The organism is Parvibaculum sp. MBR-TMA-1.3b-4.2, from assembly GCF_053628815.1.
Genome location: NZ_JBRJHC010000001.1, coordinates 3,005,058 through 3,028,361, shown reverse-complemented (window position 1 = coordinate 3,028,361; position 23,304 = coordinate 3,005,058). Strand labels below are relative to the sequence as shown.

Below are 23,304 nucleotides of genomic sequence, written 5' to 3'. Positions count from 1 at the left end.
GTTGACGTCAGTCGGACTTGAACTCACCTGTCTCCGCAAGGGTGGAGAACAGCCGCCGCAAATTCATCATTTGCGGCCGCAGCGTCTCCACAAAATTGTCTTCCTCATTGAGGTCGGGCGGCACGCGCAACCCGCCACGTTCATCCTCCACGACCACCCCCAGCTCGATCATTTTGGCAACCTTGCGGCGCACCGTTTCGCGGGGCAGGCCGGTCGACCGGGACAAAGCCAGACGGCTGATCGGCGTATAGAGGGAAACCGGAATGGGTTCGCTATAGCTTGCATATCGCTTGCGCAGTTCCGGATCGGCCATGACGTTTTGCGTATTCCGCGTTGAAATAGCCAGAAACAGGATGACCATTTCGTAGTCGTGATTGAAATGCACCCCCGATATTTCCGCGCAACGCAGGATGAACTCGGCAACGGAATAGGCAATGAGCCGCGAATAAGGTTGCCCGCGGACGGTTTTTTTCATGCTGAAACAGATCCCTCAATCACTGAGTCAGAATAGCTGGAGACCGCGGCAAACTGCCAATCGCCCCCTACCCATTATGGGTGGAAGCAGGCTTCACATGAACTTTGCATGTCGTAAACATCCATATCGGTGACATTTTGGATGTTGGGCTTGCAGCATGGACGTGGGAACGAGACGAGAGGCATGCGCTCCGCACTCGGGGGATGAGGCGGACGCACGGCGGCTGCCGGAGGGCTGGTATATCGCTCCGGGGATGGTTCTCGGACTCGTTTTCTGGGGTTTCGCGATCTATGGCCTGCTCGATCTGCTGAATATCGTGAAAGACTGACCCGCCCTCAAAACGGATGCGCCGGTCGCCGCTTCGCGCTAAAACCTGCGGCATGAGCTCCACAGAAGACAATTTTCGCTGCCGCCTTTACCTCATCACCCCGCCTCGGCTGGAACCGCGCGCCTTTGCCGATACGCTGCGCATGGCGCTGGACGGGGGCGACGTCGCCTGCCTGCAGCTCCGCCTGAAGCGCGAGGACGAAACGCCGGAAAGCGACGACGCGATCCGCCGCGCAATCGAGGCGCTGATGCCCGTGGCGCAGGAACGCGATGTCGCTTTTCTGGTCAACGACCGGCCCGACCTTGCCGCCGAGATGGGGGCCGACGGCGCGCATATCGGCCAGGACGACATGCCCTATGCCGAAGCCCGCAAGCTGCTGGGCCCGGACCACATTGTCGGCGTGACCTGTCACGACAACCGCCATCTGGCCATGGAAGTGGCCGAAAGGGGCGCCGACTACGTTGCTTTCGGTGCCTTTTATCCAACTGACACAAAAAACGCCAAGAGTGTCGCCGACCCTGAAATTCTGGCCTGGTGGTCGGAAGTATTCGAAGTCCCCTGCGTGGCGATCGGCGGCATCAAGACCGACAATGCCGCCCCGCTCGTGCGGGCCGGCGCCGACTTCCTTGCCGTATCCTCGGGCGTCTGGACCTATCCTGAAGGACCGGCGGCAGCCGTGCGCGCCTTCAACCACATAATGAGCGAAGAAAGCGTGAGTTCATGACCCGGCTCCCCGTCCTGCTGCTGACCGCATCGGCCATCGTCTTCGGCGTCCCCGCCGCCGCTCATGCCGACCTGACCCCGCTTGACGCGGAGGGAGCGGCACAATCGGGCGCGCCCGAGGCCGGAAACGCCATGAGCGCGGCCGTCGCCGCCTATAACGCAGGCGACTTCAAAAAGGCGCGCCGCCTGGCCGAACCCCTCGCGGAAGGCGGAAACGTCAAGGCCCAACTGATGATGGGGGCGATCTACAACAATGGTCAGGGCGTGGACCGCGATCCGAAAAAGGCAGAGCGCTGGTTCGGCATGGCCGCCACGCAGGGCAATGCGAGCGCCCATTACGCGCTCGGCCTGCTGGAAATGGGCGGCATTAACGGCAAGATCGATTTTGCCCGGGCGCGGGCCCACTTCGATGCCGCGGCCAAGGGCGGCGTCGCCCTTGCCCAGACCGAACTCGGCCTGATGAAACTCTCCGGTACGGGCGGTCCGCAGGACCTTGCCGCAGCCGCAGCGCTCTTCCGGGAAGCCGGCAAGAACGGCGATCCGGCCGGTAACTACAACCTCGCCGTGCTCTATGCGACCGGCAAGGGCGTCAACAAGGACCTCGCCCTGGCGGCGGCGAATTTCAAGGCGGCCTCCGACAAGGGGCATCCCGAAGCGAGCTACCAGTTCGGCCTGATGCTGCAGGACGGCGTGGGCGTGCCTCAAAACAAGGCCGAAGCCGTGCAGCGCTTCGGCGCCGCCGCCAAGCGCGGCCTGCCCAAGGCCCAGACGGCGCTGGCTTTCGCCTATTACAGCGGCGAAGGCATCGCCAAGGACGAAGCCAAGGCCGCCCATTGGTTCACCGAGGCCGCCATTCGCGGCAATGCGCTGGCGCAGGACCGGCTGGCCCGGCTCTATTTCCTGGGTCAGGGCGTGAAACGCGATCTGGTGTCCGCCCTTCTCTGGCTCACGCTCGCCGAGCGCAATGGCCAGAAAGACGAGACGCTGCGCGCCGCCATGGCCCCGGATATCACCCCTGAGATCAAGGCCAAGGTGAAGCAGCAGATCGAGAAACTCGACAAGAACCTGAAGGAAGCCCGCGACGCGGTGGTGCCGCCCCGGTAACGGTCGCCCCGGCAGCGGCCCGGATAGCCACCGAGCCGCCCCGGAAAGCCCCCGGAACGCGAAGACCCGAGCCCTTTTCGGAAGATCGGCCGCGCAATATCCCTGTCATTTAGGGCCGCCTGATGTTATCAGAGCGCGCATTGCGGCTTTGGAGCGCGAGGCCGGTCCCGAGGGCGCCCCCCGGAAACGAGCCCGGTGGCGACCCCGATGTGCCTCTCCGGCCCGCCCGCCGCGACATTCATATTCTGAAAAAGCCGGCCTCCCGGAGGCCGCAGAACCGAGAAGTTCAATCGCGATGAAGATCAACGGCAATGAAATCCGCCCCGGCAATGTGATCGAGCATGATGGCGGCCTCTGGGCGGCTGTGAAGGTCCAGCATGTGAAGCCCGGCAAGGGCGGCGCCTTCGCGCAGGTGGAACTCAAGAACCTCGTCGACGGCCGCAAGCTCAACGAACGCTTCCGCTCCGCCGAAACGGTCGAACGCGTCCGCCTCGAACAGAACGACTACACCTATCTCTATGAGAGCGACGGGATGCTGACCTTCATGGACGATCAGAGCTACGAGCAGATCGAACTCCAGAAGGAATGGGTCGGCGAGCGCGCCGCCTTCCTGCAGGACGGCATGAAGGTCACGGTGGAAAGCCATGAAGGCAAGCCGCTCGGCATTTCGCTCCCCGATCAGGTAACGCTCGAAGTGGTGGAAACCGAACCCACGGTGAAGGGCCAGACGGCGGCCAGCTCCTACAAGCCCGCCATGCTGGAAAACGGCGTCCGCTGCATGGTGCCGCCCTTCGTGACCACCGGCGAAAAGATCGTCGTGGACACGAACGAAATCACCTATCTGCGCCGCGCCGACTGATTTCATTTCCCGCAAAAGAACATCACATGTCGCGTCACAGCCCAGCCATTACCGTCATGATCGCCGCCGCGCGCAAGGCCGCGCGTGGTCTCCAGCGCGATTTCGGCGAAGTCGAAAACCTTCAGGTCTCGCTGAAAGGCCCCGGGGATTTCGTCTCCAATGCCGACCGCAAGGCGGAAAAGATCCTGTTCGAGGAACTTTCCAGAGCCCGCCCCGGCTACGGCTTCCTGATGGAAGAAAGCGGCACGGTCGAAGGACCCGACAAATCGCATCGCTGGATCATCGACCCGCTGGACGGCACGACGAACTTCCTGCACGGCATTCCGATGTTCGCGATCTCCATCGGGCTGGAACGCGACGGCCAGATCGTGGCCGGGCTCGTCTATAATCCGGTCACGGATGAAATGTTCATCGCGGAAAAAGGCGGCGGCGCTTTCCTTAACGACCGGCGCATTCGCGTGGCCTCGCGCCGCGACCTGGCCCAGTCGGTCGTCTGCTGCGGCATTCCCCATCTGGGGCGCCCCGGCCATCAGGGCTTCCTGACCGAACTCTCTGCGGTGATGAACGAAGTGTCGGGCGTGCGCCGCACCGGCTCCGCGGCGCTGGACCTCGCTTACGTCGCCGCCGGCCGTTTCGACGCCTATTGGGAAGCCGCGCTTTCCACCTGGGACATCGCGGCGGGTATTGTGCTGGTGCGTGAAGCAGGCGGCTTCGTCAGCGACATCGACGGCTCCGACCGCATGCTGGCTACCGGCAACATCATCGCAGGCAACGACCAGCTCCGCAGCCAACTTGAAAAACTGCTGAAGAAGGCACGCCGCGAAGGCTGACCCTGCCCTTCGCACCCCCGCGCCATTGAGCGGCGCCCGGCCCCTCGCAAGGCCGGACGGGCGACTATGTGGAAATCCGTCTCGATGGATACCCCGCGCGCCCTCTTCTCCCCTGTTCGCCCCCGCCCCGCCGCGCTAGACTTCTCCCCATGAGACGGGTGGTCGTGAATGACTTCGGGTATGGCGGACGAGGAAGCAAGGCAATGCTTTGCCTGCTTGCGGGCCTGTGCCTCGCCCTTGGCGCAAATACCGCGCGCGCCGCCTCGGTCGATATGACCGCCATCTCCGCTCAGGGCGAAAAGCCCCTTCCGCCGCCTTCGCCGGTTCTTGCCCGCATCCCCTTTGCCGAAGGCGACGCGACCGTCTCGAAGAGCGCGGAAGAACAGATCCTCGCCTTCGCACATGATTTCCGGAAGAAGAGCGGCCGGCTGATGATCGTCGCCTATGCGGGCCCGCCGCGCGGCCAGAGCCTCGACGCGCGCCGCATCTCGCTCAGGCGCGCGCGCAAGGTGCGCGGCCTTCTCGTCCGCGAAGGCATTGTGAAGGAACGCATCCTTGTGCGGGCGCTCGGAGGCGTGGAGGATAGCGGCCCGACCGACCGCGTCGATATCGATTACGCAGGCAGATAGCAGGAACGGACATGGCGAAAAGAGATGGTGGCGGTTTCGAACTGTCCAAACCCGGCCCCTACCTGACACGAATGCTGCTCTTTCTCGTGCTGGCGGGTTTCCTCGTCGTGATCCTCGCGCCGCAGATCGAGACGGCCTTCATGTCCAATCCGGGCCTGAACGGCCTGATCCTCGGCGTTCTCGCCATCGGCATTCTCTATGCGTTCCGGCAGGTGATGAGCCTCACCGACGAGGTGCGCTGGGTGAACGAGTTCCGCCGCAGCGATCCCGGTCTCGCGATTTCCTCCGCGCCGAAGCTCCTCGCCCCGATGGCGACCATGCTGGGCGAGCGCAAGGGCCGCATGACGCTCAACACCTCGTCCATGCGCTCCATTCTGGATTCGCTGGGCTCGCGCCTCGAAGAACAGCGCGAAATCTCGCGCTACATGATCGGCCTGCTCGTCTTTCTGGGCCTCTTGGGCACCTTCTGGGGCCTGCTCACCACCGTCACCTCGGTCGCCGGCACCATCGGCAGCCTGAGCGTGGAATCCGCCGACCCCGCCGCCGTCTTCACCAATCTGAAGGCAGGCCTCGAAGGCCCGCTGCAGGGCATGGGCACGGCGTTCTCCTCCTCTCTCTTCGGTCTGTCCGGATCGCTTGTGCTGGGCTTTCTCGACCTTCAGGCGGGCCAGGCGCAGAACCGCTTCTACAACGAACTGGAAGAATGGCTCTCCACCGTGACCAGCATCGCCCATGACGGCGAACTGGCCGGCGCGGGCGCCACGGAACGCCTCGAGGCCATCGAAAAGCTTCTGGAACAGGACGGCCACCCCTCCGCGCAGGCGCTGATGGCGCTGGCCGGACAGGTCACGGCGCTCACCGATCAGATGCGCAAGGAACAGGCGCTTCTGGAAGAGCTGACGAAAAAACTCGGCAAGACGGACTGACCGCATGGCCATCGGCTCCAGAAAGATCAGGGGACGCGCCCCGAGCACCGACTACTGGCCCGGCTTCGTCGACGCCATGTCGAGCCTGTTGCTCGTCCTCATCTTCCTGCTGACGATCTTCATGATTACGCAGTTCTTCCTGACGCAGATCGTCTCCAACAAGGATTCCGCGCTCGACTATCTGAAAAGCCAGATTGCCGAACTGACGAGCCAGCTCGCCGTGTCGAAGCGCGAGAAAGCCGATTTGCAGTCGACCATCGCCTCCTTGCAGGCGTCGCTCTCCGCCGCCAATGACGAGAAGAACCGCCTTTCCGGCATGCTCTCCGATGCAAAAGGCTCCGGCGACAAGGTGTCCGCGCTTCAGGACAGGCTCGACAAGCAGAAAAAGATTTCCGACGATGCGCTCCAGCAGGTCGCCCTGCTGAACGAGCAGATCGCCGCCATGCGCCACCAGCTGGCCCAGCTTCAGGCATCGCTCGACGCGGCGGAGAAAAAGGACGAGGAATCCCAGGCCCAGATTGCCAATCTCGGCAAACGCCTCAATGCCGCGCTCGCCCAGAAGGTGCAGGAACTGGCCCGCTACCGGTCGGACTTCTTCGGCCGCCTGCGTAAAATTCTCGGCGACCGAAAGGACATCGAGGTCGTGGGCGACCGCTTCGTCATGCAGTCGGAAATCTTCTTCGATTCAGGCTCCGCCGATCTGAGCCCGGAAGGAAACCGCGAGCTGACGCAGATCGCCGACGCGGTGAAGCAGATCGCAAAGGACATCCCCGCGGACATCCCCTGGGTGCTGCGCGTGGACGGCCACACCGACGCCAATCCGATCAACACGCCGGAGTTTCCGTCCAACTGGGAACTCTCCACCGCCCGTGCGCTGAAAGTGGTTCACCTGCTGGAAAACGAAGGCGTCCCGCCCAAACGGCTCGTCGCCGCCGGCTTCGGCGAATACCAGCCGCTGGTGAAAGGCACCTCGCCCGAAGCCAACCGGCGCAACCGCCGCATCGAGTTCAAGCTGACGGAACGGTGAGACAACTCTCTTCTTCCGTCACCCCGGACTTGATCCGGGGTCCATGTCGAACTCTCGGTACATACGGAACGGCATCATGGATTCCGGGGCGAGCCCGGAATGACGATGATTTATGCCCCGTCAATACGACTTGATTTCCGTGCTCTGCTTGCAGGCCAGAATCTTCGGCTCGAACACCGCGCCGATGAGCATCTGGTCCTTATAGCCCGCCGCGACCGACAGACCGGAAATCTGTTCGCCCTTGTTGAGATAGATCGTTCCCGCCTTGCCGCCGCCTTCGCTGGCGGGTTCGACGCGCACCACCTGTCCAGGCGACAGCGCCTTGGGGTCTCCGGCATGCTCCATGAACATGACGAGATCGGGATGCGACCCGATGAGCAGCGTCCCGTCCGGCAGCACGTCGATATTGTCCGTCCCCGTCCCGAGCCGTGCGAAATCGAACGCCTCCAGCACCCCGCTTTGCGGTTCGCGCTTATAGACATGCAGCGCTGCCTCCATGGTCGTCGCCACATAGATCCGCGACCCGTCCGGGCTCACATTGATACCGTTGGGATAGCCCAGCGTATCCGCGGCGACGCGCATCTCGCTGCCATCGTAATAGACGATATTGCCGTTCCGCAGCAGCAGGAAGTCGTCCACCATCTTGCCCGTCGGCGAAGAGGTTCCGTGATCGTTGGTCGCGTAGAAGCTGTCGGGGCCCACCGCCACCACATCATTGGGCGACACGATAAGCGAGCTGCGCACGGTCTGCGCAAGTGTCAGCTGGTTGTCGTCGCCGATGTCGTAGATGAGGATTTCGCTGGCCGCATTCGCCGGATGATTGACGACGAAGAGCCGCCGCGTCCCCGCCGCGTCTTCGTAAAGCGATATGCCATGAGGGCGGAAACTTTCAGGCTCGCGCGGCGTGACGGGACTGAGCCCCCAATCCTTGCGCGGCCCCTTGAGGTCGATGAGGTAGATCCCGCCTCGCACGGCATCGCTCCCCTCGCCGCCCGCCATGACGGCCCGCCTGTCATAAGCGGAAACGAAGGCGACGCCGCGTTGCCGGTCCACCACGATGTCTTCCGGCCCCGGCACGGAGCGGATTTCATGACAGTCGGCGGCCACTTCCGTCTGAACCTCGGTGAAATAGCCCGCGGCCGACAGAAAACGCCAGGTCAGCACGCTGCCGGCAAACACCACCGCGAATACGGCCAGGCCCGAATACACCAGCCATCTGGGCATCCGCCCCTCCCCTGTTGGTCTTGTTATCTGTTTCGTCTCTATTGAGCGGCCGCTTCGGCCTGCAGCGCCTCGACGGATCCACCTGCAAATTGCAGCTTGGCGAGCCTCCCGTAAAGCCCGCCATTGGACACGAGCTCCGCATGGGTGCCCGTTTCGACCACCCGGCCGTTCTCCATGACGATAATCCGGTCGGCCTTGAGCACGGTGGCGAGCCTGTGCGCGATGACCAGCGTCGTGCGGTTCTGCATCAGCTCTTCAAGGGCGGCCTGCACCAGATGCTCGCTTTCGCTGTCGAGCGCGCTCGTCGCTTCGTCCAGCAGCAGCACCGGCGCATCGCGCAGGATGGCGCGCGCAATGGCGATACGCTGGCGCTGCCCGCCGGACAGCGTCACGCCCCGCTCGCCCACATGGGTGTCGTAGCCCTGGGGCAGCGCTTCGGCGAACTCGGCGATGCGGGCCGCCTCTGCCGCCGCGCGCACTTCCGCATCGCTCGCCTCCGGGCGGCCATAGCGGATGTTCTCGGCAACCGACGCGCCGAACATCACCGTGTCCTGCGGCACCACGGCCAGATGCTTGCGCACTTCCTCCGGGTCGGCCTCCGCCAGATCGATGCCGTCCAGCATCACCCTGCCCGATTGCGGGTCGTAGAAACGCAGCAGGAGCTGGAAGACCGTGCTCTTGCCCGCACCGGACGGCCCCACCAGCGCCACCGTCTCGCCCGGCGTCACATCCAGCGAAAACTCGTGCAGTGCCGAAAAGTCGGGCCGCGTCGGATAGGAAAAGGTGACCTTGTCGAAGCCGATGGCACCCGCCACACGGCTCGGCAACGCCTTGGGGTTGGCCGGCGCCTGAATTTCCGGTTCCACATGCAGCAATTCCACCAGCCGCTCCGTCGCGCCGGCCGCCATCTGCATGTCGCCCCAGACTTCCGAAAGCGAAGCGAGCGAGGTCGCCGCAAAAAGCGCATAGAGAATGAATTCGGCGAGATTGCCGCCCGTCATCGTGCCCACCAGCACGGCCTTCGCGCCGAGCCAGAGCACCACCACCACGCTCGACATGCCGACGAAAAAAATCAGCGCCGTCAGCACGGCCCGCGCCGTGATGCGCCCGCGCGCGGCATTGAAGGTCCGCTCCACCGTCTCGGTGAACCGCTCGATCTCGATCTTTTCATGCGTGAAAGCCTGCACGGTCTGCACCGCGTTGAGGCTTTCGCTTCCGAAGGCGCTCGAATCCGCCAGCCGGTCCTGGCTGTCGCGCGAAAGCCGCCTGACCCAGCGCCCCAGCAGGATGAGGGGCAACATGATCGCGGGGATCGCGAAGAGCACATAAAGCGACAGCTTGGGGCTCGTATAGGCCATCATCGACACGGCGCCGATGAACAGGAAGAGATTGCGCAGCGCCACCGAGGCCGACGATCCCACCACCTGCTTGATAAGCGTCGTATCGGCGGTGAGCCGCGACAGCACCTCGCCCGTTCGCGTCATCTCGAAAAAGGCGGGCGACAGGCGCAGCACATGCGCATAGACGGCGCTGCGGATATCGGCGACCACGCGCTCGCCAAGCCAGCTCACGAAAAAGAAGCGCGAGGCCGAAGAAACGCCAAGCACCAGGGCCACCCCGATCAGGGCCAGGAAATACTGGTCGATCAGCGACGCATCCTCGGCATTGAAGCCGTGATCGATGATGCGGCCCGTGGCCAGCGGAAAGGCCAGCGTGGCCAGCGTCGCCCCCATGAGGGAGATCAGCGCCATCAGCAGCATGCCCTTGTAGCGCCCCAGAAACGGTCTGAGCTTGCCGATGGGTTTCACGCCACGCGCCGGCGTACGGCGCAGGGCCTCTTCCTCAATGGCTTCGGCGACGGTATTGGCTGACCTGCTCATCGATAGACCTGGAAACTGTTGGCAAAAAGGGCCGGTCCGGGCAAAAGGCTTTGTGGCAAAAGCGGGCCCGCGGCATGTTCCGGTGAGGTTGTATATCAACCCCTTGGACGGCCAACAATCTGGCGGGGCCCGCCCGCGCCGATATGTCCCGCTTGAGGCAATTACAAATGCGTAAGGAAACCGCCGGAAAGGCCCGCCAAACCTCTTGCACCGGACGGGTCTCTTCGTTATAAGCCCCCATTCCGGCAGCGCGGGCGATGAGCCGTCGCGCGCCGGCATCCGCGACATTCAGCCCTTCAGGAAGGCGCGAGCCATGAAGAAAGACATTCATCCCGAGTACCACGTCATCAACGTGGCCATGACCGACGGGACCACCTTCCAGACCCGCAGCACCTGGGGCGCGGAAGGCGACACGATGACGCTCGATATCGACCCGACCACCCATCCGGCCTGGACGGGCGGTTCGGCGCAGCTCGTCGACCGTGGCGGTCGCGTGAGCCGCTTCAAGAAGAAGTTCGACTTCATCAAGTAAGGCGGTTCCGCCCGAAAGACACGAAAAAGCCCCGCTTTCCATATGGAAGGCGGGGCTTTCGTTTTGCTTGAAGGACGAACGCGGCGCTTATTCGGGAACCGGAAAGCGCAGCACATTCTCCTGGAAGAAATCCTCGGCCCGGCGGATCTGCTCGGCCACCGGATTGACGGCCTGCGCCCGCGTATCGACACCGCGCCTCAACTGGTCGTCCAGCCTCTGCACCCGGTCATAAAGACGCTCGGAGCGCTCGACGAGCTCGAGGAAGTCCCCCGGCAGGCCCGGCGTGTCCTTCATGGAGGCCGTATTGGCCAGTTCCTTGGTCGAGAGCCGGTAGCGCTCGTCCTCCGCCTCTTCCGGCGACACCTCGGCGCTCACCACCGCCTTGCGGATCAGGAGCCAGGCGGCCACCTGCATCAGCCTGGTGGTCAGGCGCATGCTCTCCGTCGCATAGGCAAGCGAGGCATGGCGGTTGAGATAGCGCGCCGCATCCCGGCCATCCCCGTCCAGATAGGCCGAGGTCTGCTCCACGAGCTGCATGCCCTCTTCGTATGTGCGCTCGAAGAGTTCGCGCTGCATGGTCGCCGCGAGCCCTGTGCCGGGCTCTGCGAAAACGATCTCACCGGGGTTTTCATTTCTCGTCATTGCCATCTCCCGCCCTGTCGGGTGGTCCATCTCGAAACAATCTGACGAACAGGCATCAAGAGCCATGCCAGCGCAGGCTGTGCCGCAACGGGTCATACACAGGGGGATGTGACGGAAATCTAGCCGGAAAAGCCGCCCGGACAAAGATACCGGGACAAATTTTACAATGCTGAGACAAAAAAGAGCCGCGGCGAACCGCGGCTCAGTTAAAACAGGGAGGCGTCAAACAGAGTGGATAGGAGCCACTCAAAATCCAGATGGCTGGATTTACGCAAGGTCACCCTAGCAACCTCTTACTAACAGAAGCTTACCCTTGTGGCAATTTGCCGCAAGGGCGGCAGTCAGAAAATTGTCACAGAACAGCCGAATTAATCTTTTTATTTCAACAGGTTGCGTGACTGCCTACTTTTTGAACAGCGCTTCGGCTTCCGACCGACTGCCTCGCTTGCTATCCAGAAAATTGCGCACACGGTCTATTTCACCTTCCAGCGCAGTGATTCGGTCCTGAAGCTCCTCGATACCGAGAAGGCTCAGATCCTCGCTCAGAAATGCGCTCAGCGAGGCGGCCCGCCGGCGGCGAGGTTCATTGTCGTCATCCATCGTTTTCGTCCTCTCATTTCCGGACGTGTCACGTCTCCCGCCCAGTGTGGAAGCGCCGGTCTTGACCTGCAAGCCGGCCGCAAGGATTGTCCGGTATCCGAACTCCCAAGCCCCCCAACCAAGCCCCTTTGAGGAATGCCCCATGTCCAACGCCCTGCCCGCCCGGATGACCGCCATCGCCATCGACGAACCCGGCGGCCCCGACGTGCTGGTGCCGGTGGAGATCGACCGCCCCGAGCCTGGACATGGCGAGATCCTGATCCGGGTCGGCGCGGCGGGGGTCAACCGGCCGGACGTCTTTCAGCGCCTGGGCCTCTACCCGGCGCCGCCCGGCGCACCGGAAACGCCCGGCCTGGAAGTCGCCGGCGAAATCGTCGGCATGGGGCCCGGCGTCACCAACTGGCGCCTGGGCGACAGGGTTTGCGCGCTGGTGGGCGGCGGCGGCTATGCCGAATATTGCCTCGCCCATGAAAGCCACGCCCTGCCGGTGCCCGCCGGGCTCAGCCTGACCGAGGCCGCGGCCCTGCCTGAAACCTTTTTCACCGTCTGGACCAATGTCTTCGAGCGCGGCGCGCTGAAGGCGGGCGAAACCTTTCTCGTCCATGGCGGCACCAGCGGCATCGGCACGACGGCGATCCAGCTCGCCTCGCTGATGGGCGCCCGCGCCTTTGCCACGGCCGGCTCGCCCGAAAAATGCGAGGCCTGCCTCAAGCTCGGCGCGGAAGCCGCCATCGACTACAAAACCCAGGATTTCGTGGAAGAAACCAAATCCCTCACCAAGGGCCGCGGCGTGGACGTGATCCTCGACATGGTGGGCGGGGACTATATTCCCCGTAACATCAAGGCCGCCGCGCAGGACGGCCGGATCGTCTCCATCGCCTTTCTGAACGGCTCCACGGCGGAGGTGAATTTCATGCCGATCATGCTGAAACGGCTGACGCTGACGGGTTCCACGCTGCGGGCCCGGGGAATCGAAGAAAAAGCGGGCATTGCCGCGGCGCTGCGGGAAAAAGTCTGGCCGCTGCTGGAGGCCGGCCGGGTAAAACCGGTCATCGACGCCACTTTCCCGCTCCGGGACGCCGCAAAGGCCCATGAACGCATGGAATCCAGCGCCCATATCGGCAAGCTCGTCCTCACTTTGGAGTGACGGGGCCCGGATCGGGCTTTCATTGAGAGCCGTTTGAAATTATATAAGCGGCATACCCACTCAATTCTCGATCAGGAGAAAAGGGGTCATCCAGCTGAAACCCGGGTGAACCAGAGGAGATGATATGACCCAGCCGCTTATGCCGAAGGCGACCGCCGTCTGGCTCGTCGAAAATACCGCGCTGACTTTCGACCAGATTGCGGAATATTGCGGCCTGCATGTGCTTGAAGTGAAGGGCATCGCCGATGGCGACGTTGCCGCGGGCATCAAGGGGATGGACCCTGTGGCCGCCGGCCAGCTCTCCCGCGCCGAGATCGAGCGCTGCCAGAACGATTCCGACGCCCGTCTCAAATCCTCCGAAAGCAAGCACAAGCTGCCGCCGGTCGTCGCCCGCAAAGGCCCGCGCTATACGCCCGTCTCGCGCCGTCAGGACCGCCCCGACGCGATTGCCTGGCTGCTGCGCTACCATCCGGAACTTTCCGATGCGCAGGTCGGCAAGCTTGTCGGCACGACCAAGCCGACCATTCAGAGCGTGCGCGACCGCAGCCACTGGAACTCGGCCAACATCAAGCCGGTCGATCCGGTGACGCTGGGCCTGTGCTCGCAGATCGAACTCGATGAGGCGGTCCAGAAGGCCGCCAAGAAGCTGGAGCGCGAACGCAAGAAGCTCGGCCTCAGCGAGGACGACACCACGCTTCTGCCGACCAGCGAGACCGCCGGTCGCCCGGCCGACCCCTATCCGGCCGAACTGGAAGCGGCAGCCGGCGAACCGCCCGTCCCCGCTGCGCAGGAAGAAGAAAAGGAAAGGGAATACGATCCCGATTCCGTCTTCGCCAAGCTCAAGGATGTGACGACCGGCGAAGAAGATAAGGGCGAAGACGACAGCGACCGCTGATCCTCACCGCCTTTCGCCAGAGGCATGAAATCCAGAGACATGAAATCCGGGCCGGATTATTCCGGACCCGGATTTTTCTTGCCGGTCAGGGCGTCGGCCTTCGACGTTCCCTCCATCGTGTAGTTCAGCGCAAGACGCCCGCCATCGGCGTAGATCGTCTGCCCCGTCACATAGCTCGCACCCGACGAGGCGAGGAAAACGGCAACCGACGCCACCTCGTCCGGCTGGCCGATGCGGCCCAGCGGCGTGCGCGACAGAATGACGTCCTTGGCCCGCTTGTCGTCGTTCACGCCGGTCAGCATGTCGGTCTGAATGCTGCCCGGTCCGATGGCATTGACGCGGATGCCGTGGGGCGCGAGCGAGATCGCCATGGTCTCGGTGAGTTGCTTGATCCCGCCCTTGGATGCCGCATAGGCCGCCTGGCTCGGAATGGCCACGATCGCGTTCACCGACGACATGTTGATGATGGAGCCCGGCTCACCGCCCTCCTCCACCTGCGCCACCATTTGCTGCGCAACCGCCTGGCCGACCAGAAACGCGCCCTTGAGATTGGTCCGGATGACCTTGTCGAAGCTCTCTTCGTCCAGCGTCAGGAAGTCTCCGCCCAGCGCGATACCGGCATTGTTGACCAGGATGTCGACCCGGCCCCATGTGTCGGTCGTGGCGCAGACCATGTTGCGCACATCCAGCCGCTCGCCCACATCGCAATAGGCGAAAGCCGCTTCGCCGCCCCGGCCGACGATTTCGGCAGCCGCCGCTTCGCCTTCCTCTTCGTCGATGTCGGCGATCATCACCTTCGCGCCCTGATCGGCGAATGTCCGCGCGATGGCCTTGCCGATCCCGCGCGCACCGCCCGTCACGATCGCAACCTTGTCCTGAAGAATGTCGGTCGCCGTCATGGCTCGCCCCCGCCTCGCTGTTTCGCCGGCTCAGCCGGTCTATTTCAACCCGGCATCGCCAAGCACTATGGCGATCTCGTCCAGGATCGCCGGATCGTCGATGGTCGCGGGCATGGCCCAGTCCTGACCGTCCGCGATCTTGCGCATCGTGCCGCGCAGCACCTTGCCCGAACGCGTCTTGGGCAGGCGCTGAACCACCATAGCCTTTTTGAAGGACGCCACCGCGCCGATACGGTCGCGAATGATGGCGACGGCTTCCTTTTCGATCTCCTCGGCAGGCCGGTCGACGCCCGAATTGAGCACGAGGAAGCCCACCGGCACCTGCCCCTTGGTCGCATCGGCAATGCCGATCACGGCGCATTCGGCAACATCGGGCAGTTCCGCCAGGACTTCTTCCATCCCGCCGGTGGAAAGCCTGTGGCCCGCCACATTGATGATGTCGTCGGTGCGGCTCATCACGAAGAGATAGCCGTCCTCGTCCAGATAGCCTGCATCCGCCGTCTTGTAATAGCCGGGATAATCCACGAGATAGGCTTCGCGGAAGCCGTCGTCATTTTCCCACAAGGTCGGCAGGCAGCCCGGCGGCAGCGGCAGCTTCACCACGATGGCGCCCGTCGTGTTGGGCGACACCTGCTTGTTCGCCTCGTCCACCACATGGATTTCATAGCCCGGCATGGCGACGCTGGGCGATCCGTATTTGACGGGCAGCTTTTCGAGCCCGACGGGATTGGCGGCGATGGGCCAGCCCGTTTCCGTCTGCCACCAATGGTCGATCACCGGCACATTGAGCATACGTTCCGCCCACTGAATGGTATCGGGGTCTGCGCGCTCACCCGCCAGGAACAGCGTATCGAGCGAGGAGAGATCGTATTTGCCGATGAACTCGCCCTTCGGATCTTCCTTCTTGATCGCACGGAACGCGGTCGGCGCGGTAAAGAGCGCCTTCACGCCATGGTCTGCAATGACGCGCCAGAAGGTGCCTGCATCCGGCGTGCCCACGGGCTTGCCCTCGAAGAGGATGGTGGTGGCGCCATGCAGCAGCGGCGCATAGACGATATAGGAATGGCCGACCACCCAGCCGACATCGGACGCCGCCCAGAACACATCGCCCGGATCGACGCCATAGATGTTTTTCATCGTCCATTTGAGCGCGGCCATATGCCCGCCATTGTCGCGCACCACGCCCTTGGGCTTGCCGGTCGTGCCGGAAGTATAGAGCACATAAAGCGGATCGGTTGCATCGAGCGCCACGCAATCGGGCTTGTTGCCCGCGGCGGCGGCCTCGTCCATCTCCGCCTTCCAGTCGAAGTCGCGGCCCTCAACCAGGGAGGCCTCTTCCATCTCGCGCTGGAAGACGATGCAGGCCTCGGGCTTGTGCGAGGCCATCTCGATGGCGCGGTCGAGCAGCGGCTTGTAGGCGATGACGCGGCCCGGCTCGAGCCCGCAGGAGGCGGACACGATGAGCTTCGGCTTGGCATCGTCGATGCGCGTCGCCAGCTCCTTGGCCGCGAAGCCGCCGAACACGACCGAGTGGATCGCCCCGAGGCGGGCGCAGGCGAGCATCGCCACCGCGGCCTGCGGCACCATGGGCATATAGACGATGACGCGGTCGCCCTTGCCGACACCCTTGCTCTTGAGCACGCCCGCGAAAGTCGCAACCTTGTCCGTCAGCTCCGCATAGGTGAACTTCTTCACCTTGCCCATCATCGCTGAATCGTAGATGAGCGCGAGACGGTCGCCATGTCCCGCCTCTACGTGACGGTCGAGTGCATTCCAGCAGGTGTTGCAGCTTGCCCCGGCAAACCAGTCGGCCAGCCCGCCATCGCGCATCTCGCGGACCTTGTCGACGGGCGTGAACCAGTCGATCTCGCCCGCGGCATCGCGCCAGAATCCTTCCGGATCTTTCTGCCAGCTCTCGTAAACGTCACTGTAGCGTCCCATCGTGCCGCTCTCCCGTATTCATTGTTGGAACTTTTTTAGCACGGGTGATGGGGTTCAGGGAGTCGCTCAGTCCTGCGACAGATCGGCATCGGCACCGCGCGAGAACAGGATGATCAGATAGATCGCGATCACGGAAAACGGTACCAGCAGCACGCTATAATAGCTGACATAATCCGCGAGGGGGGCGAAGCGGATCGAGGCTCGATGGTTCGCGACAAATTGGACGAATAACAGGTACAAAACTGTGAAAATCATGAAAGCACTATTGGAGACCCACAACAGACGCCAAAGGGGAGCATGCGCTCGCAAACCCCGGTAGAGATGAACGCCGCTGCAAAATGATGCGACGGTCCCTACCAAGGGAAATATAAATGTCGCGCTCCAGACCAAAATCAAGAACACAAGCCCGCCGAGATTGCGGACAACCCGTTCGGGATGGTGGATAGCCGGTCCAAGCGGCACCGGAAAATCCCTGAGCGCCAACAGCGCCTCCGCCAGCAGATGAATGGCAAGTGCGAAGCTCACAATTGCCAGAATACGCCTCAACATGTGTCCCCCCACACTGGGCATTTCGAGAAACGACTATACCCACCCCCACGGGAACAGAAAATCCACGCAACGGCTGCACCGGCTGCCAAATCCCGCTAGAACACCGGCCATGATTACCGACCCCTGGTTTTACGCAGCCGCCATCCCCGCCATGCTGATCGTCGGTCTCTCCAAGGGAGGGTTCGCAGGCGGCCTTGGCATTCTGGGCGTACCTCTCATGGCGCTCGCCGTGCCGCCGCTGCAGGCGGCGGGCATCATGCTGCCCATTCTCTGCGCGATGGACGTGATCGGCATCTGGGCCTATCGCCACAGCTTCGACCGGCACAATCTGAAAATCCTCGTGCCCGGCGCCGCGCTCGGCATCCTGGTTGCCGCGCTCACGGCGCGCTATCTGTCGGAAGCCGTCATCCTGCTGCTAGTCGGCGGCATCGCGGTCATCTTCGCGCTCGACCACTGGATCGGCCGGCGCGCCGCGCAAGCGCCCAAACCGCCCCATGCCGTGAAGGGCTCGGTCTGGGGCTGCATTGGCGGCTTCACCAGTTTCATCGCCCATGCGGGCGGCCCGCCCTTTCAGGTCTATATGCTGCCGCAAAAGCTCGACAAGAAGCTCTATGTCGGCACCAGCGTCTTTTTCTTCTGGCTGGTGAACCTCATCAAGCTGCCGCCCTATGCCTATCTGGGCGAGCTTTCCGTCGGCAATCTGGAAACTTCCGCCATCCTGCTGCCGCTGGCGCCCATCGGCATGCTGCTCGGCATCAAGGCGCTGCATGTCATCCCGGAAAAGCCGTTCTACCGGCTAGCCTATATCCTGGTGTTCCTGGTGGGGCTGAAGCTGCTCTGGGACGGCGGATCGGCGCTTCTGGCCTGATCCCCCCGGCGGCCGCCAATACACCGGAGCCTCCAAATACAAAAGCGCCGGGCAATAGCCCGGCGCTCCCATCTATCCGTTTGCGCCGACGATCAGGCGGCCGTTTCGGTGCCTAATCGCTCGATTTCCTCTTTCAGCTTGAGTTTTTTCTTCTTGAGTTCCGCGATGTGGAGATCGTCGCTGCTGGAATGAAGCAGCTCGCTGTTGATCTCCTCTTCCAGAGCCTTATGTCGATCACGAAGTTCGGCAATGTGAGAATCCAGTGCCATATTGCGACCTACCTTTCGTTACGCTGGAGGGGACAAAAATTCTGACTCCTTTTGCAACCGCTGTCGAACGGTCCTGTAAAAAAGCTGTGGATTATTCCGGCTGATTCAACGTAAGTAATTGAAATATGAGCAGAAAGCCGAAATCCGGAGAGACGGGCTCCATAACATCCGGCCCGGCGCCGCAAAACCCGCCCCGGCGCATGATCGTCGGCATCTCGGGCGCGTCCGGCGTGACCTACGGGATTCGTCTTCTGCAGATGCTGAATTCGCTTGATGTCGAGCCGCATCTCGTCCTGTCCAGGGCCGCGGAAATGACCATCGGCTACGAGACACCCTTCAATCCGAAAGACGTCGAAAAACTCGCTCACACCGTCTATCGGCAGGACGATGTGGGCGCAGCGATTTCCTCCGGCTCCTTCAAGACCATGGGCATGGTGGTCGCCCCCTGCTCGATCCGCTCGATGTCCGAAATCGCGACAGGCGTAACCTCCGGCCTCCTTACCCGGGCGGCCGATGTCGTGCTGAAGGAAAGGCGGAGGCTGGTGCTGATGGTCCGCGAGACACCGCTTCATACCGGCCATCTGCGCAGCATGACCCAGCTTTCGGAGATGGGCGCCATCATCGCCCCGCCTGTGCCCGCTTTTTACGCCAACCCCGAAAGCGTGGACGATATCGTGACCCAGTCCACCGCGCGCGTGCTGGATCTTTTCGGTCTGGAAGCCGACGAGACGAAGCGCTGGGGCGAAGACCTGACGGGCGGCAGGCGCCGGCCGGCATCGCGCGGCAAAAAACCTTCCTGACCGCTCACCGCGCCCCGAACGCGGCATCCAGCAGGAGCTGGAAAAGCCCTTCGCGCGTCGCGCCCAGCGCCATGCCCTTATCCGCCAGATAGGCCTGAAGATTGTGCAGCGCCGTCCCGCGCGCACCCGCCGCGTCGGAACCGGGCGCGCCCTGCGCGCGCAGGGCCGCCTCCAGCGCGTCCTGCATGGCGAATTCAGCATCGAGTTCCAGCGCCTTCACCTTTTCGCGAAGGGCGGCCGCCGCCTCGTCGGGCAACATGGTCTTGAGCCCGCGCCGCGCCCGGCGCAGCGGCTCCACCGCCTCGTGCGACCAGCGCCCGGCAATGCGCCCGAAGGTTCCGAACGCCTCCTCGCCAAAGGCCGGATAGCCCTCCGACGCCGCGAACAGGCAAAGCAGAACGAGATTGACCTCCAGCCCGTGCTCGTCCTGCAGCGTCAGCAGGGCATGCTCCACGCCGGGCCGGCCGTAATAGCTCGATGAGAAAGTCCTGAACCGATTTGCCTCGTTCATGGCGTCATGCTCCATTTCCCGTCCGGCCTTTCCGCGAAGCGCGCTTGTTCCCCCATACCATGTAGGGGTATGAAACGGGTTGCACTTGTCGCCCCTCTCGCATGGCTCGCCGCATGACCGAACAGGACGAAGAAGATCTGCGCAACGAACTGGCGCAACTGAAGCTGGAACACCGCGACCTCGATGACGCGATCCTGGCGCTCGAAACGCTGCCCATGCCCGATCAGCTTCAGGTGAAGCGGCTGAAGAAGCGCAAGCTCGTCCTGCGCGACCGCATTCAGGAAATAGACGATATTCTCTTTCCCGATATCATCGCCTGACATATTCAGGCAACGGGACGATCAACGGCCTTTGCCGCCCTCGTCCATCTGCTTCTTGTCGAGATACATCCGCGCATCCGCCCGCGAAAGCGCCGTGTCCGGATTATCCTCGCCGCCAAAGGACGTGGCGCCCACGGAGACCGTTACCGGAATGGCGACGCCTTCATAATTGAAAGGCTCCGCACCGATCAGCGCCTTCAGCTCACGCGCCTTGGCCTGCGTATTCTTTTCATCCGTATGCGCAAGAAGAACGGCGATCTCGTCGCCACCCAGCCTGCCCATGATGTCGGTGTCCCTGATATGGGCAGCCGTCTGCGAGGCCACGAATTTCAACACACCATCGCCTGCCGCATGGCCATGGAGGTCGTTGATTTCCTTGAAACGGTCGATGTCGAGATAGACGATCCCCGCCGTATCCCCATAGCGTTTGCCCATGGCGACGACGCGGCCGATCTCCCGGACGAAGGCCCGGCGGTTCAGCACGGGGATCAGCGGGTCGTGGTCGGCCAGATGTTCCGCTTCGCGCAGACGCTTCTGTATTTCCGACACGTTGCGGCGAAGCTCTTCCACCTCCTGCATGAGGCCCATCAGGGCATCTCGCACTTTCGGGGTCAGCTCTTCCTCAGGGATACCCAGCACCTGGACGCTGTCTTGCACATGGCGCACCGAAGCCTCCCGCCCGTCACCGTCCGACGCGGCAGAAGCTGCGCTTCGCGAGCGTGAAGTCGTCGACCGGGTAGACCCTATGCCGCCCAGTTTCATCGCGGTGCCTCCGAGCCCCTGTGATGGCCTGCTATCCCCTGAAAATGCCACTTCTGACTACACATTTCCATAATTCCCGGGCAGCAAAACCTCCACGTCGGTCCGAATCTTGTCAAAGACGTCTCCATGCCTATACTCCCCGCCTTTCCGCGCGGCAAATAGCGCCGCCAGCGCAACGGACAGAAAATGGCTGTATCGGGCTCCACAGACAAAGATCCGGCCGAAAGCCCCCTTGTCGGCATCATCATGGGAAGCCAGTCCGACTGGCCGACCATGAAGAACGCCGCCGACATTCTGGAGGCGCTCGGCATCCCTCACGAGGCCCGGATCGTCTCCGCACACCGCACCCCGGACCGCATGTACGACTATGCGCGCACAGCGCGTGAGCGCGGTCTCAAGGTCATCATAGCAGGCGCAGGCGGCGCGGCCCATCTGCCCGGCATGACGGCCTCGCTCACGCCGCTGCCGGTTTTCGGCGTGCCTGTGCAAAGCCGCGCGCTGTCGGGCCAGGACAGCCTTCTGTCCATCGTTCAAATGCCCGGCGGCATTCCGGTCGGCACGCTCGCCATCGGCGATGCGGGCGCCAAGAACGCCGCCTTGCTGGCAGCAGCCGTGCTGGCGCTGAACGACGACGCCTTGGCGGCCCGCCTCGACGAATACCGGGCGAAGCAATCGGCCTCCATCGGCGACGCACCGGCCTGAGCCATGAACCGCACCGTCAACGCTTCGACAGGAGAGCCGGTCGCCCCGGGCGGCTGCATCGGCATTCTGGGCGGCGGCCAGCTCGGCCGCATGCTCGCCACCGCCGCCGCCGAACTCGGCCTCACCGTGCATGTCTATTGCCCGGACGAGAACTCTCCCGCCTTCGACGTGGCCGCCGAAAAGACGGTCGCCGCCTATGACGATGCGGAAGCCCTTGCCCGCTTCGCCGACAATGTCGATGTCGTGACCTATGAATTCGAGAATGTGCCGGCTGAAACGGTTCGTATCCTGACGGAACATGCGCCGGTGCGCCCCGGCGCGCTGGCGCTGGCGACGGCGCAGGACCGTCTGGCGGAGAAAACCTTCATCGCCGAACAGGGCATCCGCACCGCCCCCTTCCGCGCCGTCGACGATGCGGCGGGCCTTGCTCAGGCCATCGCCGATCTCGGCACGCCATCCATCCTGAAGACGCGCCGTTTCGGCTATGACGGCAAGGGCCAGACCCGGATCGAAGCGGGCACCGCGCCGCAAGCCGCCCTCGACGAGATCGGCAACGCCCCCGCCATTCTGGAAGGCTTCGTGCCGTTCGAGCGGGAAATCTCCGTCATCGTCGCCCGCGGGCAGGACGGCGCTATCGCGGCCTACGACCCGGTGGAGAACGTTCACAAGAACCACATACTGGACCGCAGCTTTGCCCCCGCCACGCTGACGCCCGGGATCGCTGCCGAGGCCATCGAAATCGCCTCGACCCTGGTCCGCGAGCTGGATTATGTGGGCGTGATGGGCGTGGAACTCTTCCTGCTGCCATCCAATGGCAAGGGCGACAAGGACCGGCTGCTGGTCAATGAAATCGCCCCCCGCGTCCATAATTCCGGTCACTGGACCATGGATGCCTGCCTTGTCGGACAGTTCGAACAGCATGTCCGGGCCATTTGCGGCTGGCCATTGGGCTCCGCCGCCCGCCATAGCGACGCGGTGATGACCAATCTGATTGGAGAGGACGCCGCCGACTGGACGGCGCTTGCCGCCGACCCGGGCTGCGCCATCCACCTCTATGGAAAGGCGGAAATCCGGGCGGGCCGGAAAATGGGACATGTCACCCGGCTTTTCCCGATCGGAGAGCGCCCCGCGGTAACGCCGAATTAACCTCGATTTTTCAATGTGGTTTTTCGGTCCCGGTTCGGGATGCCACTAAAACGCGCAACCCGCGCGACGCTCGCGGGAATGGCGGGGAAACGGGCGATGAAATATGCCCATTTGACGGGAAAAAGAGACGCAGACTTCCAGGCATTCATGACGGAGTACGCTCCCTATGAAGCAGGAAGCACCTCGACGCCTTCCTTCGACACCCCGTCTTTTCGGATATTGATGGAGTGCTGGCGCGAAAGCGCCGGGGACGAGATTCTCCCCGATGGAGGCCAGCTCCGGCTCACCAAGTTGGCACCCTGGATGCCGGATATGAGCAAATTGACGGTCGAAGGCCCCTACGATATCCGCTACCGGCTTGTGGGTACGCGCGCCTGCGAACGCCTGGGCATGAACCCGACCGGCATGAACCTCTACGAAATGATGGACCCGTCCATCCGCGACACGCTCGCCAGAAGTTTTGCCGAAGCGGTGACGCGCCCCTGCGGCTTTTTCGGGCGTTATGAGAATGTGAACACCTCCGGACGGCACAGCTCGATCCAGAGCCTCTATCTGCCGCTGAAACCCCTGCCGGACGGGACACCGAAGGTCATCGGCATGCACGCCCCCGGCGAGATGATCGACTACAAGAGCCCGCCGGAAAGCGCGGCCATTGCGACCGCGATCACTGAATTCACCTGGATCGATCTCGGCTTCGGCACCCCCTATTAGGGAGG

27 protein-coding genes are annotated in these 23,304 nt (G+C 63.2%); 16 read left to right on the top strand and 11 right to left on the bottom strand.

Annotated elements, in window-relative coordinates; genetic code table 11:
• Positions 1 to 7 precede the first annotated feature (7 nt).
• The gene (locus ACSSVQ_RS14465; protein ID WP_454184085.1) at positions 8 to 475 is read right to left on the bottom strand and encodes a hypothetical protein; all 468 of its coding nucleotides are present in this window, start codon (positions 473 to 475) and stop codon (positions 8 to 10) included.
• Between the two features lie 380 nt (positions 476 to 855).
• On the opposite strand from ACSSVQ_RS14465, the gene thiE reads away from it, so the two are divergent.
• From thiE to ACSSVQ_RS14430, 7 genes are all read left to right on the top strand, one after another.
• Positions 856 to 1,527, top strand: a complete 672-nt coding sequence (thiE, locus tag ACSSVQ_RS14460; RefSeq protein WP_454184084.1) for a thiamine phosphate synthase — start codon at positions 856 to 858, stop codon at positions 1,525 to 1,527.
• A complete protein-coding gene (locus ACSSVQ_RS14455; protein WP_454184083.1) occupies positions 1,524 to 2,630 on the top strand; it encodes a tetratricopeptide repeat protein in 1,107 nt (368 codons plus the stop codon). The genes thiE and ACSSVQ_RS14455 overlap by 4 nt, the downstream gene beginning before the upstream one ends.
• 295 nt (positions 2,631 to 2,925) lie before the next feature.
• Entirely contained in the window at positions 2,926 to 3,489 is a 564-nt protein-coding gene (gene efp / locus ACSSVQ_RS14450; RefSeq protein WP_293328778.1) for an elongation factor P, read from the top strand.
• Between the two features lie 26 nt (positions 3,490 to 3,515).
• A complete protein-coding gene (locus ACSSVQ_RS14445; protein ID WP_454184082.1) occupies positions 3,516 to 4,319 on the top strand; it encodes an inositol monophosphatase family protein in 804 nt (267 codons plus the stop codon).
• Positions 4,320 to 4,522: 203 nt separating this feature from the next.
• The gene (locus ACSSVQ_RS14440) at positions 4,523 to 4,948 is read left to right on the top strand and encodes an OmpA family protein (RefSeq protein ID WP_454184081.1); all 426 of its coding nucleotides are present in this window, start codon (positions 4,523 to 4,525) and stop codon (positions 4,946 to 4,948) included.
• Between the two features lie 11 nt (positions 4,949 to 4,959).
• Positions 4,960 to 5,874, top strand: coding sequence for a flagellar motor protein MotA (locus tag ACSSVQ_RS14435; protein ID WP_293328781.1), 915 nt, complete (start codon positions 4,960 to 4,962; stop codon positions 5,872 to 5,874).
• A 4-nt stretch (positions 5,875 to 5,878) separates the two neighbouring features.
• Positions 5,879 to 6,901, top strand: coding sequence for a peptidoglycan -binding protein (locus ACSSVQ_RS14430; protein WP_454184080.1), 1,023 nt, complete (start codon positions 5,879 to 5,881; stop codon positions 6,899 to 6,901).
• A gap of 120 nt (positions 6,902 to 7,021) precedes the next feature.
• Here the strand turns inward: ACSSVQ_RS14430 and ACSSVQ_RS14425 are convergent, their stop codons facing one another.
• Positions 7,022 to 8,125: a strictosidine synthase family protein gene (locus tag ACSSVQ_RS14425; RefSeq protein WP_454184079.1), complete on the bottom strand. Its 1,104-nt coding sequence runs from the start codon at positions 8,123 to 8,125 to the stop codon at positions 7,022 to 7,024.
• Positions 8,126 to 8,163: 38 nt separating this feature from the next.
• Positions 8,164 to 10,005: an ABC transporter transmembrane domain-containing protein gene (locus ACSSVQ_RS14420; protein WP_454184078.1), complete on the bottom strand. Its 1,842-nt coding sequence runs from the start codon at positions 10,003 to 10,005 to the stop codon at positions 8,164 to 8,166.
• Between the two features lie 313 nt (positions 10,006 to 10,318).
• Between ACSSVQ_RS14420 and rpmE the strand changes: the two genes are divergently transcribed.
• Positions 10,319 to 10,537, top strand: coding sequence for a 50S ribosomal protein L31 (rpmE, locus tag ACSSVQ_RS14415; protein ID WP_167090499.1), 219 nt, complete (start codon positions 10,319 to 10,321; stop codon positions 10,535 to 10,537).
• An 87-nt stretch (positions 10,538 to 10,624) separates the two neighbouring features.
• On the opposite strand, the gene rcdA is transcribed toward rpmE, so the two are convergent.
• Both rcdA and ACSSVQ_RS14405 read right to left on the bottom strand, forming a co-directional pair.
• A complete protein-coding gene (rcdA, locus tag ACSSVQ_RS14410; RefSeq protein ID WP_293328785.1) occupies positions 10,625 to 11,179 on the bottom strand; it encodes a protease adaptor protein RcdA in 555 nt (184 codons plus the stop codon).
• A gap of 402 nt (positions 11,180 to 11,581) precedes the next feature.
• Positions 11,582 to 11,779: a DUF1192 domain-containing protein gene (locus tag ACSSVQ_RS14405; protein ID WP_293328786.1), complete on the bottom strand. Its 198-nt coding sequence runs from the start codon at positions 11,777 to 11,779 to the stop codon at positions 11,582 to 11,584.
• Positions 11,780 to 11,921: 142 nt separating this feature from the next.
• Between ACSSVQ_RS14405 and ACSSVQ_RS14400 the strand changes: the two genes are divergently transcribed.
• Positions 11,922 to 12,926 carry an NAD(P)H-quinone oxidoreductase gene (locus tag ACSSVQ_RS14400; protein WP_454184077.1) on the top strand — a complete coding sequence of 335 codons (1,005 nt, stop codon included), beginning with the start codon at positions 11,922 to 11,924 and terminating at the stop codon, positions 12,924 to 12,926.
• A gap of 124 nt (positions 12,927 to 13,050) precedes the next feature.
• Positions 13,051 to 13,821, top strand: coding sequence for a DUF1013 domain-containing protein (locus tag ACSSVQ_RS14395; RefSeq protein WP_454184076.1), 771 nt, complete (start codon positions 13,051 to 13,053; stop codon positions 13,819 to 13,821).
• A gap of 56 nt (positions 13,822 to 13,877) precedes the next feature.
• Here ACSSVQ_RS14395 and ACSSVQ_RS14390 read toward each other — a convergent pair whose 3' ends face one another.
• The 3 genes from ACSSVQ_RS14390 to ACSSVQ_RS14380 form a co-directional block, all read right to left on the bottom strand.
• Positions 13,878 to 14,720 (bottom strand): SDR family NAD(P)-dependent oxidoreductase, encoded by an 843-nt coding sequence (locus tag ACSSVQ_RS14390; RefSeq protein ID WP_454184075.1) that lies wholly within the window; start codon positions 14,718 to 14,720, stop codon positions 13,878 to 13,880.
• Positions 14,721 to 14,759: 39 nt separating this feature from the next.
• Entirely contained in the window at positions 14,760 to 16,661 is a 1,902-nt protein-coding gene (locus ACSSVQ_RS14385) for a propionyl-CoA synthetase (RefSeq protein WP_454184074.1), read from the bottom strand.
• 66 nt (positions 16,662 to 16,727) lie between these two features.
• Complete coding sequence (locus ACSSVQ_RS14380) at positions 16,728 to 17,210, bottom strand: hypothetical protein (protein WP_454184073.1); 483 nt, start codon at positions 17,208 to 17,210, stop codon at positions 16,728 to 16,730.
• 109 nt (positions 17,211 to 17,319) lie between these two features.
• Between ACSSVQ_RS14380 and ACSSVQ_RS14375 the strand changes: the two genes are divergently transcribed.
• A complete protein-coding gene (locus ACSSVQ_RS14375; RefSeq protein WP_454184072.1) occupies positions 17,320 to 18,078 on the top strand; it encodes a sulfite exporter TauE/SafE family protein in 759 nt (252 codons plus the stop codon).
• Between the two features lie 92 nt (positions 18,079 to 18,170).
• Here the strand turns inward: ACSSVQ_RS14375 and ACSSVQ_RS14370 are convergent, their stop codons facing one another.
• Positions 18,171 to 18,347 (bottom strand): DUF465 domain-containing protein, encoded by a 177-nt coding sequence (locus ACSSVQ_RS14370; protein ID WP_293328792.1) that lies wholly within the window; start codon positions 18,345 to 18,347, stop codon positions 18,171 to 18,173.
• A gap of 200 nt (positions 18,348 to 18,547) precedes the next feature.
• On the opposite strand from ACSSVQ_RS14370, the gene ACSSVQ_RS14365 reads away from it, so the two are divergent.
• Complete coding sequence (locus tag ACSSVQ_RS14365; RefSeq protein WP_454184703.1) at positions 18,548 to 19,147, top strand: UbiX family flavin prenyltransferase; 600 nt, start codon at positions 18,548 to 18,550, stop codon at positions 19,145 to 19,147.
• A 4-nt stretch (positions 19,148 to 19,151) separates the two neighbouring features.
• Here ACSSVQ_RS14365 and ACSSVQ_RS14360 read toward each other — a convergent pair whose 3' ends face one another.
• A complete protein-coding gene (locus ACSSVQ_RS14360; RefSeq protein ID WP_454184071.1) occupies positions 19,152 to 19,658 on the bottom strand; it encodes a TIGR02444 family protein in 507 nt (168 codons plus the stop codon).
• A gap of 113 nt (positions 19,659 to 19,771) precedes the next feature.
• Between ACSSVQ_RS14360 and ACSSVQ_RS14355 the strand changes: the two genes are divergently transcribed.
• Positions 19,772 to 19,978 carry a YdcH family protein gene (locus ACSSVQ_RS14355; RefSeq protein WP_293328794.1) on the top strand — a complete coding sequence of 69 codons (207 nt, stop codon included), beginning with the start codon at positions 19,772 to 19,774 and terminating at the stop codon, positions 19,976 to 19,978.
• Positions 19,979 to 19,999: 21 nt separating this feature from the next.
• Here the strand turns inward: ACSSVQ_RS14355 and ACSSVQ_RS14350 are convergent, their stop codons facing one another.
• Positions 20,000 to 20,644, bottom strand: a complete 645-nt coding sequence (locus tag ACSSVQ_RS14350) for a GGDEF domain-containing protein (protein WP_454184070.1) — start codon at positions 20,642 to 20,644, stop codon at positions 20,000 to 20,002.
• A gap of 282 nt (positions 20,645 to 20,926) precedes the next feature.
• Between ACSSVQ_RS14350 and purE the strand changes: the two genes are divergently transcribed.
• The 3 genes from purE to ACSSVQ_RS14335 are packed head-to-tail and all read left to right on the top strand — an operon-like array spanning position 20,927 to position 23,299.
• A complete protein-coding gene (purE, locus tag ACSSVQ_RS14345) occupies positions 20,927 to 21,442 on the top strand; it encodes a 5-(carboxyamino)imidazole ribonucleotide mutase (RefSeq protein ID WP_454184069.1) in 516 nt (171 codons plus the stop codon).
• Positions 21,443 to 21,445: 3 nt separating this feature from the next.
• A complete protein-coding gene (locus ACSSVQ_RS14340; RefSeq protein ID WP_454184068.1) occupies positions 21,446 to 22,588 on the top strand; it encodes a 5-(carboxyamino)imidazole ribonucleotide synthase in 1,143 nt (380 codons plus the stop codon).
• 39 nt (positions 22,589 to 22,627) lie between these two features.
• Positions 22,628 to 23,299 (top strand): PAS domain-containing protein, encoded by a 672-nt coding sequence (locus ACSSVQ_RS14335; RefSeq protein WP_454184067.1) that lies wholly within the window; start codon positions 22,628 to 22,630, stop codon positions 23,297 to 23,299.
• Positions 23,300 to 23,304 lie beyond the last annotated feature (5 nt).